Origin of the sequence: Leifsonia sp. EB41, assembly GCF_041262565.1 — a bacterium.
Taxonomy (GTDB): Bacteria; Actinomycetota; Actinomycetes; order Actinomycetales; family Microbacteriaceae; genus Leifsonia.
On the sequence record NZ_JBGCCJ010000001.1, the window covers coordinates 3,168,803 to 3,183,891 of the forward strand.

Below are 15,089 nucleotides of genomic sequence, written 5' to 3' on the forward strand. Positions count from 1 at the left end.
CCAGAATCATCGTCCTCTCGGTGGCGGGATGCCAGAGGCCGTCTCCGGAACTGTGCCAGGGTGGTGCTGATGAGCACCGTCGTCTTCGCCCCCGACTCCTTCAAGGGCTCCGCGACGGCGGCGGAGGTGGCGTCGGCGCTCGCCGCGGGATGGTCGTCGGTGCGTCCCGACGACCGGATCGTCCTCGCGCCGATGGCGGACGGCGGCGAGGGCACGCTTGACGCGTTCGAGGTGGCGGTGCCCGGGTCCAGCCGCCGTCCCGTGCGCGTGACCGGACCGGACGGCGCCCCGCGGAACGCGAGCTGGCTCCTGCTGCCGGACGAGACGGCCGTCGTCGAGCTGGCCGAGACCAGCGGGATCGGGCTGATGCCGGCGCTCGCCTCCTTCGACGCCCAGACGACCGGGTTCGGTCAGGCGATCGCGGCCGCGCTGGACGCCGGTGCGACCGGGCTGCTGCTCGCGATCGGGGGCAGCGCCTCCACGGACGGGGGAGCCGGGATGCTGTCGGTCCTCGGTGCGCGGCTGCTCGATGCGGCCGGGGAGGCCGTCCCTCCGGGAAATCGTGGCCTCACCGGCCTCGATCATGTGGAGCTCGGGAGCCTGCGGGCGCTTCCCGCGGGAGGCGCGCGCGTCCTGAGCGACGTGACCAGCCCGCTGCTCGGACCGGACGGCGCGGCGGCGGTGTTCGGACCGCAGAAGGGCGCGGGTCCGGACGACGTGCCCGTGCTGGAGGCCGGGCTCGCCCGGTTCGCGGACATGCTGCGGGAGACCGGCGTCACCGTCGACCCCGCCACACCGGGAGCAGGCGCGGCCGGCGGGACCGGCTTCGGCCTGCTCGCCTGGGGCGCGACGATCGCTCCGGGGTCGGCGGCGGTCGGGGAGGCGCTCGGGCTGCCCGCGCTGCTGGCCGGTGCGGATTCGGTGGTGACGGGCGAAGGCCGGTACGACGACCAGTCGGCGGCGGGCAAGGTCCCGGGGTACGTCGCGGGGCTGGCTGGTGCGGCGGGGATCCCCGCGTTGCTGGCCGCCGGTTCGATCACGGCGCAGCCGCGCGGCTTCGCGGGCGCTGTCTCGCTCTCCGAGCTCGCGGGCGACTCCGCGGCCGCCATCGGCGACCCGCTCCGCTGGGCCGCGGCCGCCGGCGCCGAGCTCGCCCGCCGCGCCTGAGCCGTCGCCGCCAACGGAGGAGATCGGCCCGCCCACACCCTCCCACGACAGCCAACGGAGGACATCGGGCCGCGCGGCCCCACAATCTCCTCCGCTGGCTGCGCTATGGGCCGCGTGGGAACCGGATGTCCTCCGGTAGCGCCTACGGCAGGTACTGCCCGCGCTGCTCGCGGATGACCGGCCGCGTGTCGACCGCCAGCGGCGGGGCCGCCTCCACGGTCCAGGACGGGCGCTCACCCGTCAGTGCCCACGCCGCCTGCACGGCTCCGCCGTCGGCGACGTACTCGCCCGGCGCCGGCACGACGACCGGCGCGTCGAACACCTGCGCCGCGATGGCCGCGACCGCGCGGTTCTGCGCTGCTCCGCCGATGAGCAGGATGCGCTTCTCCCTCACCCCGACCGCCCGCACGGCGTCGAGTCCGTCGGCGAGGCCGCACAGCATCCCCTCGATGGCCGCGCGTGCGAACGTCGCCGGGCGCGTGCTCGCGATGGTGAGGCCGTGGAGGCTGGCCTTCGCGTCCGGGAGGTTCGGCGTGCGCTCGCCCTCGAAGTACGGGACGAGCACGACGCCCTCCGCGCCGGGCTCCACCGACAACGCGAGCTCGGCGAGGGCGTCGAAGTCCACTGAGAGGAGGTCGGCGATGGAACTCAGGACGCGGGCCGCGTTGAGGGTCGCGATGAGGGGGAGGCGGAGGCCGCTCGCGTCGGCGAACCCGGCGACGGTCCCGGTCGCGTCCGCGATGGGGGCGTCGGTCACGGCGAAGACGGTGCCGCTGGTGCCGATGGACACGACCACGTCGCCGTCTGCGGCGCCAAGGCCGAGCGCGGCGCCCGCGTTGTCGCCGGCGCCGGGGCCGACGAGGACGCCGTCAGGGGTGCGGCCGGCGGAGTCCGCAGGTCCGAGGACGCGGGGGAGGATGACGCCCGCGCCTGAACCCCCGGCCTCCCGCCCCGCACGCCCCAGCGCCCGCTCGAACAGCTCGAAATCGTACGCCCCGGTCCCCGCGCTCCAGTACGCCGTCCCGCTCGCGTCCGACCGATCCGTCGTCAGCGCCTCCAGGTCAGGCCCCAGCGGGCTCTCGTCCGCCGGGCCGTAGCCGAGCAGACGCCAGGTCAGCCAGTCGTGGGGGAGCGCGACGGCCGCCACTCGCGCGGCATTGACGGGCTCCGCGTCCCGCAGCCAGCGCAGCTTGGTCGCAGTGAAGGACGCCACCGGCACCACGCCGACCCGCGACGCGTACGCCTCCGCGCCGACCTCCGCGATCAGGTCGCGGGCGGCCTGGGCGCTGCGGGTGTCGTTCCAGAGCAGCGCGTCGCGGATGACGCGGCCGTCCGCGTCCAGCACCACCATGCCGTGCTGCTGGCCGGCGATGGAGATCGCGGCCACGTCGGAGAGGCCGGCCGCGGCCTCCAGGGCCGAGCGCAGCGCACTCCACCACGCGGCCGGGTCGACCTCCGTTCCGTCCGGGTGCGCGGCCCTGCCGGTGCGCACCAGCGCGCCGGTCTCCAGGTCGCGCACGACCACCTTGCAGCTCTGCGTCGACGAGTCGACGCCCGCGACCAACGTCACGAACTCACCTCACTTCTCAAGACTCAGCCACCGAGGGGCACGTCGTCGTCACTTTCCACGCGGAAAAGCGACAACGACGTGCCCCTCGGCAGCAACGGGTAGCGTCAGCCGCGGGCGCCGATGAGGTGCTCGAGCGCGAGCTGCTGCAGGCGGACGAAGCCGAAGCCCTTGCCGCCGAAGTAGGCGCCCGCGTCGAAGTCCTCGTACGCGCTGCGGTCGGCGAGCAGATCGTCGTAGCTCTCGCCCGCGCCGAGCGTCGGCTGGGACAGCTCGGTCACGCGGGAGGCCTCCAGCGCCGCCTGCACCTCGGGGTCGGCGCGGAACGCGGCCGCCCGCTCCTTCAGCAGCAGGTAGGTGCGCATGTTCGCGGCGGCCGAGTCCCACACGCCCGTGATGTCCTCGGTGCGCGACGGCTTGTAGTCGAAGTGGCGCGGGCCGTCGTAGGCCTGGCCGCCGTTGGGGCCGCCGTTCTCGAGCAGGTCGACGAGGGCGAAGGCGTTCTGGAGGTCGCCGTGGCCGAACACGAGGTCCTGGTCGTACTTGATGCCGCGCTGGCCGTTGAGGTCGATGTGGAAGAGCTTGCCGTGGTACAGCGCCTGCGCGATGCCGGCGGCGAAGTTGAGGCCCGCCATCTGCTCGTGGCCGACCTCGGGGTTGAGGCCGACGAGCTCCGGGCGCTCCAGCGAGTTGATGAAGGCGAGGGCGTGGCCAACGGTCGGCAGCAGGATGTCGCCGCGCGGCTCGTTCGGCTTCGGCTCGATCGCGAAGCGGATGTCGTAGCCCTTGTCGGTGACGTAGTCGCCGAGCAGGTTGACGGCCTCCCGGTAGCGCTCGAGCGCGGCCTGGATGTTCTTGGCCGAGTCGTACTCGGCGCCCTCGCGGCCGCCCCACATCACGAACGTCTTGGCTCCGAGCTCGGCGGCCAGGTCGAGGTTGCGGAGCACCTTGCGGAGCGCGAAGCGGCGGACGGCGCGGTCGTTGGAGGTGAAGCCGCCGTCCTTGAAGACGGGCGCGCTGAACAGGTTGGTGGTGACCATCGGCACGATCACGCCGGTGTCGGCGAGCACCTGCTTCAGGCGGTCGATCTGCTTCTGGCGCTCGGCGTCGGTGGAGCCGAAGGCGAAGAGGTCGTCGTCGTGGAAGGTGAGGCCATAGGCGCCGAGCTCGCTGAGCCTGGTCACCGCCTCCACCACGTCGAGCTGGGGCCGGGTCGGGCCGCCGAACGGGTCGGTGCCGTTGTAGCCGATGGTCCACAGACCGAATGAGAACTTGTCGGCGCGGGTGGGGGTGAGGCTCATGGAAGGTTCCTTCAGCGTCGTCGATGATTTGTTGTTTCGATAAACTTATACCAGGCCCGACGCCCGAGCGCCACTCCGATCACATCCGCGACGCCAGCCAGGCGGCCTGCTTGTGCCAGTGCGCGGCCTGGCCGCCCTCGTGGTCGTTGAACGGGTACACCTCGATCGCGCGGTCCGCCGCCGCCAGGTGGTTGTAGGCCGCGAACGTCGTGGACGGCGGCACCACCGTGTCCATCAGCGCCACCGAGAACAACGACGGCGCGTGGATGCGGCGGGCGAAGTTCACGCCGTCGAGGTACGACAGCGTGCGGAAGGCCGCGTCCACCTCGTCGCGGTGCACCGACAGGTAGGTGGCCAGCTCCTGGAACGGCCCGTCGGCCGCGACCTCCGTGCCGCGGCGGTACGCGCACAGGAACGCGACGTCTGGCAGCACCGCCTGCACGTCCGCCAGCGCGCCCGCGGCGAGGGCGATCCCGCCGCCCTGGCTGCCGCCGGTCACGGCGATCCGCGCCGCGTCGACGAAGGGCAGCGTGCGGGCCGCGTCGACCGCCCGCACCGCGTCGGTGAACACGCGGCGGTAGTAGTGCTCGTGCGGGTCGTGGATGCCGCGGGTCATGAAGCCGGGGGTCGCCGGACCCGAGCCGTGCGGGTCGGCGGTGCCGCCTCCCGTGCCCCACCCGCTGCCCTGGCCGCGGGTGTCCATGAACACGTGCACGTAGCCGGCGAGCGCCCAGTCGACGTTCTCGCCGGCGAGGCCGCGGCCGCCGCCGTAGCCCTGGTACTGCACGACCGCGGGGAGCGGGCCGTCCGCGTGCAGCGGGCGGGAGACCCAGGCGCGCACGGGCTCGCCGCCGAAGCCGGGGAAGGTCAGGTCCTCCACGATGAGCTGGGTGACGGGAGTCGTCGCGGGCGCCAGCACCACCTCGCCGCCGGCCGCGCGGGACTCCGCGAGCGTCGACTCCCAGAAGGCGTCGAAGTCGGCGGGCTCCTCCACCTCCGGGCGGAAGTCGGTCAGTTCGGCGAGGGTGAGGTCGGTGAGCGGCATGGGTCTCCTCTGGAGGGCGGGTGCGGGGATCGGCGCGGAAGCCTGGCGGACATTGTGGCACAGTGTCCCCATGCCAGAACCGACCGCGCCGAGCCGTCCGACGCTGGAGGCGATCGCGCGGCAGGCGTCCGTGTCGCTGTCCACGGTGTCGAAGGTCCTGAACGGGCGGCCGGGGGTCTCCGCACCCACCCGGGCGGGGGTCGAGGAGCTGCTGCGCGACTCCGGCTACGCGCGCCGGGGCCCGGAGCCGGAGCGCGGCGGGCTGGTCGAGCTGGTGGTGGCCGACTTGGTGAGCGAGTGGTCGGTGGAGATCATCCGCGGCGTCGAGCGGATCACGCGGGAGGCCGGCTTCGTGCTCGCGCTCTCCGCCCTGGGCGACCATCACGAGCCGGGGCGCGACTGGATCACCGGCGTGCTCAGCCGGAAGCCGGTCGCGGTGATCCTGCAGTTCTCGAACCTGACGGCCGAGCACCGGCAGCAGCTGCGCACCCGCAACATCCCGTTCGTGGTCGTGGACCCGGCGGGCGACCCGCCGCCGGACGTCCCCGCGATCGGCGCCACCAACTGGGCGGGCGGTGTCGCGGCGACCCGGCACCTGCTGGGGCTCGGCCACACCCGGATCGCTGTCGTCTCCGGGCCGCCCGACCTGATGTGCTCGCGCGCCCGCGTCGCCGGATACCAGTCGGCGCTGGCGGAGGCCGGCCTCCCGTTCGACCCGCGGCTGGCGGGCGTCGGCGACTTCGGTCGTGCGGACGGGGAGCGCGAGGCGCGCCGGCTGCTCGAGAAGGCCGACCGCCCCACCGCGATCGTCTGCGGCAACGACCTGCAGGCGCTCGGGGCGATGGATGCGGCGTTCGCGCTCGGCCTGGACGTGCCGCGCGATGTGTCGATCGTCGGCTTCGACGACGTCGCGCCGGCCTCCTGGGTGCGGCCGGCGCTCACGACGATCCGCCAGCCGTTGCAGGAGATGGCGGAGGAAGCGACCCGCACCGCACTGCGCCTGCGCGCCGGAGCCGTCGAGAACCCCCGGCTGGAGTTGGCGACCTCGCTCGTCGTGCGCGACTCCACCGCGCCGCCCGCTGCGCGCTGAGGCGACGAAAGTTTTCCAAGCTCGGCGAGAAACTTGCGGGGTGAAAATCCCGTTCGTTAGCGTCCACCAGGACGACACGCGAAGGAGCGGCACGGATGACTTCAGCGGCACGCGAGCTGCGGGTGGCGATGATCGGCTACGGGTTCATGGGCGCGGCCCACTCCCAGGGCTGGCGGGTCGCGCCGCGGTTCTTCGACCTCGCCGCCGAGCCGGTCATGGCCACGATCGTCGGCCGCGACCGGGAGCGAGTGGAGGCCGCGCGCACGAAGTTCGGCTGGCAGCGCGCGGAGACCGACTGGCGGCGCGCTGTCGAGGACCCGGACATCGACGTCATCGACATCTGCTCGCCCGGCGCCTCGCACGCCGAGATCGCCATCGCCGCGCTGGAGGCGGGCAAGCACGTCCTCTGCGAGAAGCCGCTCGCCAACACGGTCGCCGAGGCGGAGGCGATGGTCGCCGCCGCCGAGCGCGCGGCCGGGCGCGGCGTCCGCTCGATGGTGGGCTTCAGCTACCGCCGCGTCCCCGCGATCGGCTACGCGCGCCGCCTGGTGCAGGAGGGCCGCCTCGGCGCCATCCGGCAGGTGCGCGCCCTCTACCTGCAGGACTGGCTGAGCGACGAGAACGGCCCGATGACCTGGCGGCTCGACAAGGACGCCGCGGGTTCCGGCTCGCTCGGCGACATCGGCGCCCACGCGATCGACCTGGTCGAGCACCTGACCGGCTCCCTACTGGAGTCCGTCTCCGGCACGCTCGCCACCTTCGTCGAGGAGCGGCCGCTGCTCGGTGAGACGGTCGGGCTCTCCGGCACGGCTTCCGGCGAACGCGGCCGGGTGACCGTGGACGACGCCGCCTGGTTCACCGCACGCCTCGGCGGTGGCGCGGCGGCGGGAGCGATCGGCGCGTTCGAGGCGACCCGCTACGCCACGGGCCGCAAGAACGCGCTGCGGATCGAGCTGAGCGGCTCCCGGGGCGCGATCGCCTTCGACCTGGAGGCGATGAACGAGCTCCAGTTCTACGACGCGACGGCTCCGGCGGGGGAGCAGGGGCTTCACCCGGATCATCGTGACCGAGCCCGAGCATCCCTACATGACGAACTGGTGGCCCACCGGGCACGCGATCGGCTACGAGCACGCCTTCAGCCACCAGATCACGGCCTTCGTCGACGCCGTCACGAGCGGCGCCGACCCCGAGCCGTCCTTCGCCGACGGCCTGCACGTCCAGCGCGTGCTCGACGCCGTCGAGCGCTCCGCCGCCGCCGACAGCGCCTGGACCCCCACAAGCTGACCCCCCGTCGAGAAGGCGCAAAATCGACCGAAAAGCACCGAGTGGGCGGAATATCCGCCCACTCGGCACCCGGAAGGAACCCATGACCAGACAAGCCCTCGTCGTCCGCGGCGGCTGGGACGGGCACATGCCCGTCGAGACTACCGACCTCTTCATCCCGTTCCTGGAGGAGAACGGTTTCGCCGTGCGGGTGGAGGGGAGCCCCGCCGTGTATACCGACGAGGCGTTCATGGACACGGTCGACCTCGTCCTCCAGATCAACACGATGAGCGCCATCGAGCGGGAGGAGTTCGCGGGCCTGCAGCGCGCGATCCTGAACGGCACGGGGATGGGCGGCTGGCACGGCGGCATCGCCGACTCGTACCGGGACAACGCCGACTACCTGCACATGATCGGCGGCCAGTTCGCCCACCACGCGGGCAAGGACCCGGCGGAGCGCACCGGCGAGCAGTCGGACAACTACCTCCCGTACACGGTGAACATCACCGAGTACGGCGCCTCCCACCCGATCACGGAAGGCATCGCGGACTTCGACCTGGAGACCGAGCAGTACTGGGTGCTGAGCGACGAGTACAACGACGTCCTGGCTACGACGACGCAGACCGTGCGGCCGTGGGACGCTTGGAACCGTCCGGTCACCGCGCCCGCGATCTGGACGCGGCAGTGGGGCAAGGGCCGCATCTTCGTCTCCGCTCCGGGCCATCGGCTGGAGATCGTGGAGTCCCGGCCGGTGCGAACGATCATCGAGCGGGGGCTGCTGTGGGCCGCGCGCTGAACGTCGGGGTCGTGGGCGTCGGCGTCATCTCGGCGCAGTACTTCGCGGAGTTCCCGAAGCTGCCGAACCTGCGGCTGCGCGCGGTAGCGGACCTCGATCTCGATCGGGCGGCTGCCGTCGCGGCCGAGCAGGGTGTCGAGGCGATGACGGTGGACGAGCTGCTCGCGCATCCCGAGGTGGATGTGGTGCTCAACCTGACCATCCCGCTCGCCCACGTGGACATCGCGTTGCGCGCGCTCGCGGCGGGCAAGCACGTCTACGGCGAGAAGCCGCTCGCTCTCACGACGGCGGAGGCGGCGCCGGTGCTCGCGGACGCAGCCGCGCGCGGACTGCGGGTGGGCTGCGCGCCGGACACCGTACTCGGCACCGGCATCCAGACCGCGCGCGCCGTGCTCGACGAGGGCCGCATCGGCGTGCCGCTCGGCGCCGCGGTGGCGTGGACGGCGCCCGGACACGAGCTGTGGCATCCTGCGCCCGCGTTCTACTACCAGCCGGGCGGCGGGCCGCTGTTCGACATGGGGCCGTACTACCTGACGTCGCTCGTGACGTTCTTCGGGCCGGTCGTGCGGGTGTCGGGGGCGACCCGGCGCTCGGAGCGCGAGCGCGCGATCGCCACCGGGCCGAACGCGGGGGCCGTGGTGCCGGTGGACGTGGACACGCACGTCACCGCGATCCTGGAGCACGTGTCCGGAGTGGTCTCGACCGTGACCGTCTCGTTCGAGGTGTGGGCCTCCCGGGTGCCGCTGTTCGAGGTCTACGGCACCGCGGGGACCCTCGCCGCGCCCGACCCGAACCGGTTCTCCGACCCGGTGCTGGTCGCGACAGCGGACGACCGTGAGTTCCGGGAGGTCGAGGTGGCGGGTGGCTATGCCGACGCGGGACGCGGCTTCGGTCTCGCCGACCTGGCCCGCGCGATCGAGACGGACCGGCCGCACCGCGCCTCGGGGGAGCTGGCCTTCCACGTGCTGGAGATCATGGAGGCCGTGCTCGCGGCGGGCGCCCGGCACGAGGTCGTGACGCTGACCTCCACTGTCGAGCGGCCCGAAGCGGTGCCGGCGGGGGCGCGGCCAGAGTCGTGGTGAGGTCCGCGACGTGGTGACGTCCGCCGCACCCCGAGACCTGTAATACAGTGACCGGGACCATGAACGGCAGGACGACGGCGGGGACGAACCTCGACACGGTGCGGCGGCACAACCTCTCCGCCGTGCTCGGGATGGTGCACCGCGAGGGCCCGCTGGCGCGCTCGGCGCTCACCCAGGCGACCGGCCTCAACCGCTCGACCATCGGCGCGCTCGTCGCCGAGCTGGCCGAGTTCGGGCTGGTGCGCGAGCGCGAGCCGGAGACCAGCAACCGGGTCGGGAGGCCGTCCCCGGTCGTCGCCGCCGACGGCCGGGTCGTCGCGCTCGCCGTCAACCCTGAGGTCGACGCGGTCACGGTCGGCGTCGTCGGGCTCGACGCGCAGGTGCACCGCCGGGTGCGCTATCCCACCGGGCATGTCCCGACCGCCGCGGAGGCCGCTGCCATCGCGGCCGCCGTGATCGACGGGCTGCGGCCCGAGCTGGCCGCGGCCTCCCGGGTCGTCGGCGTCGGCGTCGCGGTGCCCGGGCTCGTGCGGGAGGAGGACGGCGTGGTCCGCCTCGCCCCGCACCTGGAGTGGGCGGAGGAGCCGTTCGCGGCCGAGCTCGCGGAGGCCACCGGCTACCCCGTGGTCGCCGCCAACGACGCGAGCCTCGGCGCGAACGCCGAACGGCTGTTCGGCGCCGGCCGGGGCGCCGACGACATCGTCTACGTCAACGGCGGCGCGTCCGGCATCGGCGCGGGCGTCATCGTCGGCGGGAGGCCGCTGACCGGCATCAGCGGTTACGCCGGCGAGCTCGGCCACACGCTGGTGAACTCGGCGGGCGTGCGCTGCCACTGCGGCGCGATCGGCTGCCTGGAGACCGAGGTGAGCCAGCGCGCGCTGCTGCGGGTGCTCGGGCTGGCCTCCGCCGACCCCGACGAGCTCTCGCGGGCACTGGGGGCGGCTGTGGCGGCAGGTGACACGGCCGTGCTCGCCGAGGTGGACCGCCAGCTCGGCTTCCTGGCGACCGCGCTGCGCAACGCGACCAACGTCTTCGACCCGGACCGGATCGTGCTCGGCGGGTTCCTGGGGGCGCTGCACGAGCTCGCGCCCGACCGGCTGCCCGAGCTCGTGGCATCGCAGGCGCTCGCCGCCTCGGCCGAGACCCTCACCATCACCCGGGCCGCCCTCGGCAGCGACATCCTCCTGATCGGCGCCGCCGAACTCGCCTTCACCCCGCTCTTAGCCGCCCCCTCCGCCGCGTAGCCCCTCGATCTCTTCCGGAGTTGTGTACGCCCACGCCCGGCGTGTCGCGTACGCAACTCCGGAATCGATGGCGGGTTGGGTGCGTCCAGCGAAATTGGGGGGATGTGCACGTTCACATTTCGGGGCCGGAGGCTGTAAGCTAGGCAGGCGCCCGCGATCGAATCGATTCGAACGGGCGGCTCCCAGCACCGCGACCGCCTCGCGGTGCTGTCGTTTTGCGTCCAGTGCCGGGCGCGTGCCCCCTCCCCACACGCCCTCCAGCAGAAGGACTCTTTCGTGACCACCGTCGTGCATCCCGGCGACTCGCTCACCGGCCGCCAGCGCTTGGCGTACATCCTGATCCTCGGCGCGCTCACCGCACTCGGGCCGTTCACGATCGACATGTACCTCCCTGCGCTGCCGACGCTGGAGTCCGACTTCCACGTCTCCACCGCGATGATCCAGCTCACGCTCACGGCGACCACGATCGGGTTCGGCCTCGGCCAGCTCCTGGTCGGCCCGTGGTCGGACAAGATCGGCCGCCGCATCCCACTCATCGCCGCGACCGGCGTCCACATCTTCGCGTGTCTCGCCGCGGCGATCGCGCCCAACGTCGAGCTGCTCGGCATCGCCCGCGCGCTGATGGGAATCGGCGCCGCCGCCGGCGGTGTCGTCGCGATGGCGATGGTCCGCGACCTGTTCGGCGGACGTCCGCTTGTGCGGATGCTGAGCAGACTCGCGCTCGTCAACGGGCTCGCCCCCGTTCTCGCCCCGGTGCTCGGCTCGTGGCTGCTGCTGGTCATGCCGTGGCGGGGCATCTTCGTCGTGCTCGCCTGCTACGGCGTGTTCGTACTCGGGTGCGTGTCGCTGTGGATCGCCGAGACCCTCCCGAAGGCGCGCAGGCACGACGCGGGCCACTCGACGGTCGGTCAGCGCTACCGCTCGGTGCTGAGCGACCGGGTGTTCGTCGGCATCGCGATCGTGGGAGCCGCGAACTTCACCGGGCTGTTCTCGTACCTGTCGGCGAGCCCCTTCATCTTCCAGGAGCTCTACGCGTTCACGCCGCAGGAGTACGGCCTCCTGTTCGCGGTCAACTCGATCGGCATCATCATCGGCGTGCAGTCGGCGGCGCGCCTGACCAAGTACGTCGGACCGCAGTGGATCCTCGCCGTCTCGACAGTCGTGATGTTCCTGGCGTCGGTCGCGATCGTCGTACTCGACCAGGCCCACGCCGGGCTCTGGGGTGTGGCGATCCCGCTGTGGTTCTTCATCGCGGCCTGCGGTTTCGGCTTCCCGTGCGTGCAGGTGCTCGCGCTGAACAACCACGGCCACGAGGCCGGGACGGCGGCGAGCCTGCTCGGCGCGCTCAATTTCGGCGCCGCGGGCGTGTTCTCGCCGATCGTCGGTCTGCTCGGCACCGGAAGCGCGGGGCCGATGGGCGCGATGATGGCGATCTGCGCCGCGGTGTCCATCGGGTCGCTGTGGCTGATCGTGCGGCCGCGGACGGTGCCGGCGCTCGCGCACTGACGCGGCCGGCCCTGCGCGTGGCGGTACCGTGATCCCATGACCGCGACGCCGCCCCTCCACAAAGCCGCGCGCATACAGCGCCGGTGGCCGCTGATCTCGGCGTCGGTGGCCATCGGCCTCGTGCTGCTGCTGGGCGGGATCATCGCGTTCCGGCCGACCGAGCCGTTCGCCATCGACCTGAAGTGGATGGCGGAGGTGGTCGAGCACCGGTCGCCGGTGTGGACCGTCCCCGCCCTGTTCTTCAACTGGGTCGGCGGCGGGATCGTCGGCTCGGTTGTGATCCCCGTGGTGATCTTCCTCCTGCTGCTGGCGTTCCGGAGGCCGTGGGGCGCCGGCTTCTTCGCGATCGCGAGCGTCGTGTCGGTGATCTGCGTGCAGGTCCTCAAGCTCACGGTCGGCCGGGCGCGTCCGTCGGAGATCCTGGTGGTCGCCGATCCGGGTTCATTCCCGTCCGGGCATACGGCGAACGCGGCGACGATGGCGGTCGTGTTCGGCATCCTGTTCCCGCGGGTCTGGGTGTGGTGCGTGGGCGGCGCGTGGGCGATGCTGATGGCGATCAGCCGCACCTACCTCGGCGCGCACTGGCTGAGCGACACGATCGGCGGCCTCCTGCTCGGCGCGGGCGTCGCGGTCATCGTGTGGGCGCCGCTGGCATACAAGCTGGCGGAGGAGAGCACGCGGCCGCACCCGTTCTTCCTCAGTGCGGCGGGCCGGGCGAAGACGTAGCAGGAAGGGCGTCCAGCGCCCGCATCGCCGCGATGCCCATCCCCACCGCGATCGTCGCATCGCCGGCAGAGCGCTCCGACCATGCCGCTGAGAGCCCGGCCCAGGCGAGCGCCCAGCGCAGCATCCGCCGCCGCGCGATCCCGGTCTCCGCCGCGATCACCGCCACGGTCCGCTCGAGCCGTCCCGGCATGAGCGCCACGTCCGCCGACGGGTTGCAGAGGATGTTCGCGAAGTCGAAGCCCGGATCGCCGTGGACGTGCTTGGGGTCGATCGCGAGCCAGCCGTCTCCGGCGAAGTCCAGCACGTTGCCGTGGTGGAGGTCGCCGTGCAGCACCACGTCGCCCTCCGGAGAGGCGAGCAGCGCCCGAGCCTCGGCGGCAGCGCGGGCGAACATTCCGTCATGGGCATGCGGACGATCGGTGGCGTGCTCGAAGAGCTCGGCGAACCAGCGCGGGAGGCCGACCAGCCCGTCCGGTCGCGGCCGGTCGGTCACCGTGTGCAGGCGAAGGGCGGCGCGGCAGAGGATGCGAGTCGCCTCGTCGTCCCCGTCCGGGCCGGAGGCCGCCAGCGACTCCAGCGAGCGCCCGCCGGTCGCACGCACGAGCACGAGCGCGTCGCCCTCCGCGACGAGCACCGGCGCCGCGCCGCGGCCGTCCCACCAGCGGAGCACGCGTCCGCCCGCGGCCTCCTCGGGGTGCGTCGCCAGCTTGAGGAACGCCGCCCGGCCCTCCAGGCGCACCGGTTGCAGCACGCTCGACGGCGTGGCGAAGGCTGCACCGTCCGGTGTCAGCGCCCAGCGCGCCCGCCACGGCGCGAGCAGGGCGTCGGGATCCCGCGCCATCAGGTCCGCCTGCTCTCGGCCGCGTACGCCCCGGGCGTCACGCCGATCACGGCTTTGAACTCCCGGTTGAAGTGCGCCTGATCCGCGTACCCCAGCTCCACCGCCAGGCGGGCGAGCGCGGGAGGCTCCGGCTCGCGAAGAGCCGCAGCGGCCTCCTGCAGCCGGTAGCGCTGGATGAGCCACTTCGGCCCGAACCCGATGTGTCCGGCGACGAGCCGCTGCAAGTGCCGAACGCCGATCCCGAACCGGTCGGCGAGTTGCTCCACCCGACGCAGGTCGCGGTCCGACTCGACCGCGGCGACGATAGCGTCGACCAGTCGCGCGTCGGCGTCAGGGATCGGGAGGTCGCGCAGGGCGGCCTCGATGACCGCGACCGCGGCCTCCGCGTCGTCGTGGGCGAGGCATTCGCGCACCGCGCCGACCGTGGCGGTCAGCGTCCGCGCTGCGTGCGGTTCCAGCGCCTCCAGCGGGATCGCCGGGGGTGCCCCGCGCAGCGAGGCTCCCACCCACTGCCGTGCAACGCCCGGCCGCAGCATCGCGCCGAACGCCCAGCCGTCGCCGGTCAGCGTCCTCCCGGACAGCCCGCGGCTCGCCCGGAACAGCGACGCGGTGTCCGCCTCGATCACGACGTTCGCGGTCGGGTACTCCAGCACCGCCTCGCGCACGCTCGCGCCGCCGGGCAGAGACCACCGCGGCAGCCAGTAGTGCCGCACGAACGCGGTCGCCGCCTCACCAGGCACGCGTCGCTCGATCCGGACGGGCGCGGCGGGCGCGTCCGCTCCGGGGGTGAGCCGGCCTTTGCTCAGCGGCCCAGCGACGGTGGACGAGGTCACGCTGCCATACTTTCACGGTGACTTCGATCCGACCGTACCGTCCGGCCGACCGCGCGGACGTCTACGACATCTGCGTGCGGACGGGGGCGAGCGGCGCGGACGCCCGCGGGGTGTATTCAAGCGACGACCTCCTGCCCGACGTCTTCGCGGGGCCCTACGTGGAGTACCAGCCGGACCTCGCGTTCGTGGTCGACACCGGCGACCGGGTCGCAGGCTACGTGATCGCGGTCGCGGACAGCCACGCGTTCGCCGACTGGTACGACGAGAACTGGCTGCCCGGGTTCCGCGAGCGCTACCCGGTGGAGGCGGCGCCCACCGCGAAGGAGCGCGAGGCGATCGGTTTCGGGCTCGACCAGCACGAGGCGATCGTCCCGGAGGCCGACCGGTACCCCGCGCACCTGCACATCGACCTGCTGCCCGAGCTGCAGGGCCGGGGCTTCGGGCGCCGGCTCATCCGGGAGCTCCTCGGCGCGCTGAACGATCGCGGCGTGCCCGGCGTGTTCCTCCGGATGTCGCCCACCAACGCGGGTGCGATGGCGTTCTACCGCCGGCTCGGCTTCGAGGAGCTGCCCTCCAGCCGGCCAGACGCGCCTGCACTGGCCATCGCGACGACCGCGGAGGTCTGAGC

13 protein-coding genes and 1 pseudogene are annotated in these 15,089 nt (G+C 73.0%); 9 read left to right on the forward strand and 5 right to left on the reverse strand.

Annotated features, from left to right (window positions below; translation table 11 throughout):
- Positions 1 to 69: 69 nt before the first annotated feature.
- Positions 70 to 1,167, forward strand: coding sequence for a glycerate kinase (locus ABH923_RS15735; RefSeq protein WP_370056328.1), 1,098 nt, complete (start codon positions 70 to 72; stop codon positions 1,165 to 1,167).
- 142 nt (positions 1,168 to 1,309) lie between these two features.
- On the opposite strand, the gene xylB is transcribed toward ABH923_RS15735, so the two are convergent.
- The 3 genes from xylB to ABH923_RS15750 form a co-directional block, all read right to left on the reverse strand.
- Positions 1,310 to 2,737 carry a xylulokinase gene (gene xylB, locus ABH923_RS15740; RefSeq protein WP_370056329.1) on the reverse strand — a complete coding sequence of 476 codons (1,428 nt, stop codon included), beginning with the start codon at positions 2,735 to 2,737 and terminating at the stop codon, positions 1,310 to 1,312.
- 104 nt (positions 2,738 to 2,841) lie between these two features.
- On the reverse strand, positions 2,842 to 4,035 hold the full coding sequence (xylA, locus tag ABH923_RS15745) for a xylose isomerase (RefSeq protein WP_370056330.1): 1,194 nt from the start codon (positions 4,033 to 4,035) through the stop codon (positions 2,842 to 2,844).
- A gap of 79 nt (positions 4,036 to 4,114) precedes the next feature.
- Positions 4,115 to 5,080 carry an acetylxylan esterase gene (locus tag ABH923_RS15750; protein WP_370056331.1) on the reverse strand — a complete coding sequence of 322 codons (966 nt, stop codon included), beginning with the start codon at positions 5,078 to 5,080 and terminating at the stop codon, positions 4,115 to 4,117.
- 70 nt (positions 5,081 to 5,150) lie between these two features.
- On the opposite strand from ABH923_RS15750, the gene ABH923_RS15755 reads away from it, so the two are divergent.
- The 7 genes and pseudogenes from ABH923_RS15755 to ABH923_RS15785 all read left to right on the forward strand — a co-directional run bounded on the left by ABH923_RS15755 (position 5,151) and on the right by ABH923_RS15785 (position 12,787).
- Positions 5,151 to 6,170 carry a LacI family DNA-binding transcriptional regulator gene (locus ABH923_RS15755; RefSeq protein ID WP_370056332.1) on the forward strand — a complete coding sequence of 340 codons (1,020 nt, stop codon included), beginning with the start codon at positions 5,151 to 5,153 and terminating at the stop codon, positions 6,168 to 6,170.
- Between the two features lie 128 nt (positions 6,171 to 6,298).
- Positions 6,299 to 7,454: pseudogene (locus ABH923_RS15760) on the forward strand (Gfo/Idh/MocA family protein).
- Between the two features lie 82 nt (positions 7,455 to 7,536).
- Positions 7,537 to 8,229: a ThuA domain-containing protein gene (locus ABH923_RS15765; RefSeq protein ID WP_370056333.1), complete on the forward strand. Its 693-nt coding sequence runs from the start codon at positions 7,537 to 7,539 to the stop codon at positions 8,227 to 8,229.
- Positions 8,214 to 9,311 carry a Gfo/Idh/MocA family protein gene (locus ABH923_RS15770; protein WP_370056334.1) on the forward strand — a complete coding sequence of 366 codons (1,098 nt, stop codon included), beginning with the start codon at positions 8,214 to 8,216 and terminating at the stop codon, positions 9,309 to 9,311. Before ABH923_RS15765 ends, ABH923_RS15770 begins: the two co-directional genes overlap by 16 nt.
- A 59-nt stretch (positions 9,312 to 9,370) precedes the next feature.
- Positions 9,371 to 10,555 carry an ROK family protein gene (locus ABH923_RS15775; RefSeq protein WP_370056335.1) on the forward strand — a complete coding sequence of 395 codons (1,185 nt, stop codon included), beginning with the start codon at positions 9,371 to 9,373 and terminating at the stop codon, positions 10,553 to 10,555.
- Between the two features lie 276 nt (positions 10,556 to 10,831).
- The gene (locus tag ABH923_RS15780) at positions 10,832 to 12,061 is read left to right on the forward strand and encodes a multidrug effflux MFS transporter (RefSeq protein WP_370056336.1); all 1,230 of its coding nucleotides are present in this window, start codon (positions 10,832 to 10,834) and stop codon (positions 12,059 to 12,061) included.
- Positions 12,062 to 12,097: 36 nt separating this feature from the next.
- On the forward strand, positions 12,098 to 12,787 hold the full coding sequence (locus ABH923_RS15785) for a phosphatase PAP2 family protein (protein WP_370056337.1): 690 nt from the start codon (positions 12,098 to 12,100) through the stop codon (positions 12,785 to 12,787).
- Here ABH923_RS15785 and ABH923_RS15790 read toward each other — a convergent pair.
- Positions 12,759 to 13,628, reverse strand: coding sequence for an aminoglycoside phosphotransferase family protein (locus ABH923_RS15790; RefSeq protein ID WP_370056338.1), 870 nt, complete (start codon positions 13,626 to 13,628; stop codon positions 12,759 to 12,761). The two genes, ABH923_RS15785 and ABH923_RS15790, sit on opposite strands and share 29 nt — an antisense overlap.
- Positions 13,628 to 14,461, reverse strand: a complete 834-nt coding sequence (locus ABH923_RS15795; protein ID WP_370056339.1) for a helix-turn-helix domain-containing protein — start codon at positions 14,459 to 14,461, stop codon at positions 13,628 to 13,630. Before ABH923_RS15795 ends, ABH923_RS15790 begins: the two co-directional genes overlap by 1 nt.
- Positions 14,462 to 14,478: 17 nt before the next feature.
- Here ABH923_RS15795 and ABH923_RS15800 point away from each other — a divergent pair, with 17 nt between their 5' ends.
- Entirely contained in the window at positions 14,479 to 15,087 is a 609-nt protein-coding gene (locus ABH923_RS15800) for a GNAT family N-acetyltransferase (RefSeq protein WP_370056340.1), read from the forward strand.
- The last annotated feature ends 2 nt before the right edge of the window (positions 15,088 to 15,089 follow it).

Excerpts from the sequence above, each read along its gene's own strand:
- ABH923_RS15755 (WP_370056332.1), top strand. The coding sequence starts at position 5,151 with ATGCCAGAACCGACCGCGCCGAGCCGTCCGACGCTGGAGGCGATCGCG.
- ABH923_RS15785 (WP_370056337.1), top strand. The coding sequence starts at position 12,098 with ATGACCGCGACGCCGCCCCTCCACAAAGCCGCGCGCATACAGCGCCGG.
- ABH923_RS15775 (WP_370056335.1), top strand. The coding sequence starts at position 9,371 with ATGAACGGCAGGACGACGGCGGGGACGAACCTCGACACGGTGCGGCGG.
- ABH923_RS15735 (WP_370056328.1), top strand. The coding sequence starts at position 70 with ATGAGCACCGTCGTCTTCGCCCCCGACTCCTTCAAGGGCTCCGCGACG.
- ABH923_RS15790 (WP_370056338.1), bottom strand. The coding sequence starts at position 13,628 with ATGGCGCGGGATCCCGACGCCCTGCTCGCGCCGTGGCGGGCGCGCTGG.
- ABH923_RS15750 (WP_370056331.1), bottom strand. The coding sequence starts at position 5,080 with ATGCCGCTCACCGACCTCACCCTCGCCGAACTGACCGACTTCCGCCCG.
- ABH923_RS15765 (WP_370056333.1), top strand. The coding sequence starts at position 7,537 with ATGACCAGACAAGCCCTCGTCGTCCGCGGCGGCTGGGACGGGCACATG.
- xylA (WP_370056330.1), bottom strand. The coding sequence starts at position 4,035 with ATGAGCCTCACCCCCACCCGCGCCGACAAGTTCTCATTCGGTCTGTGG.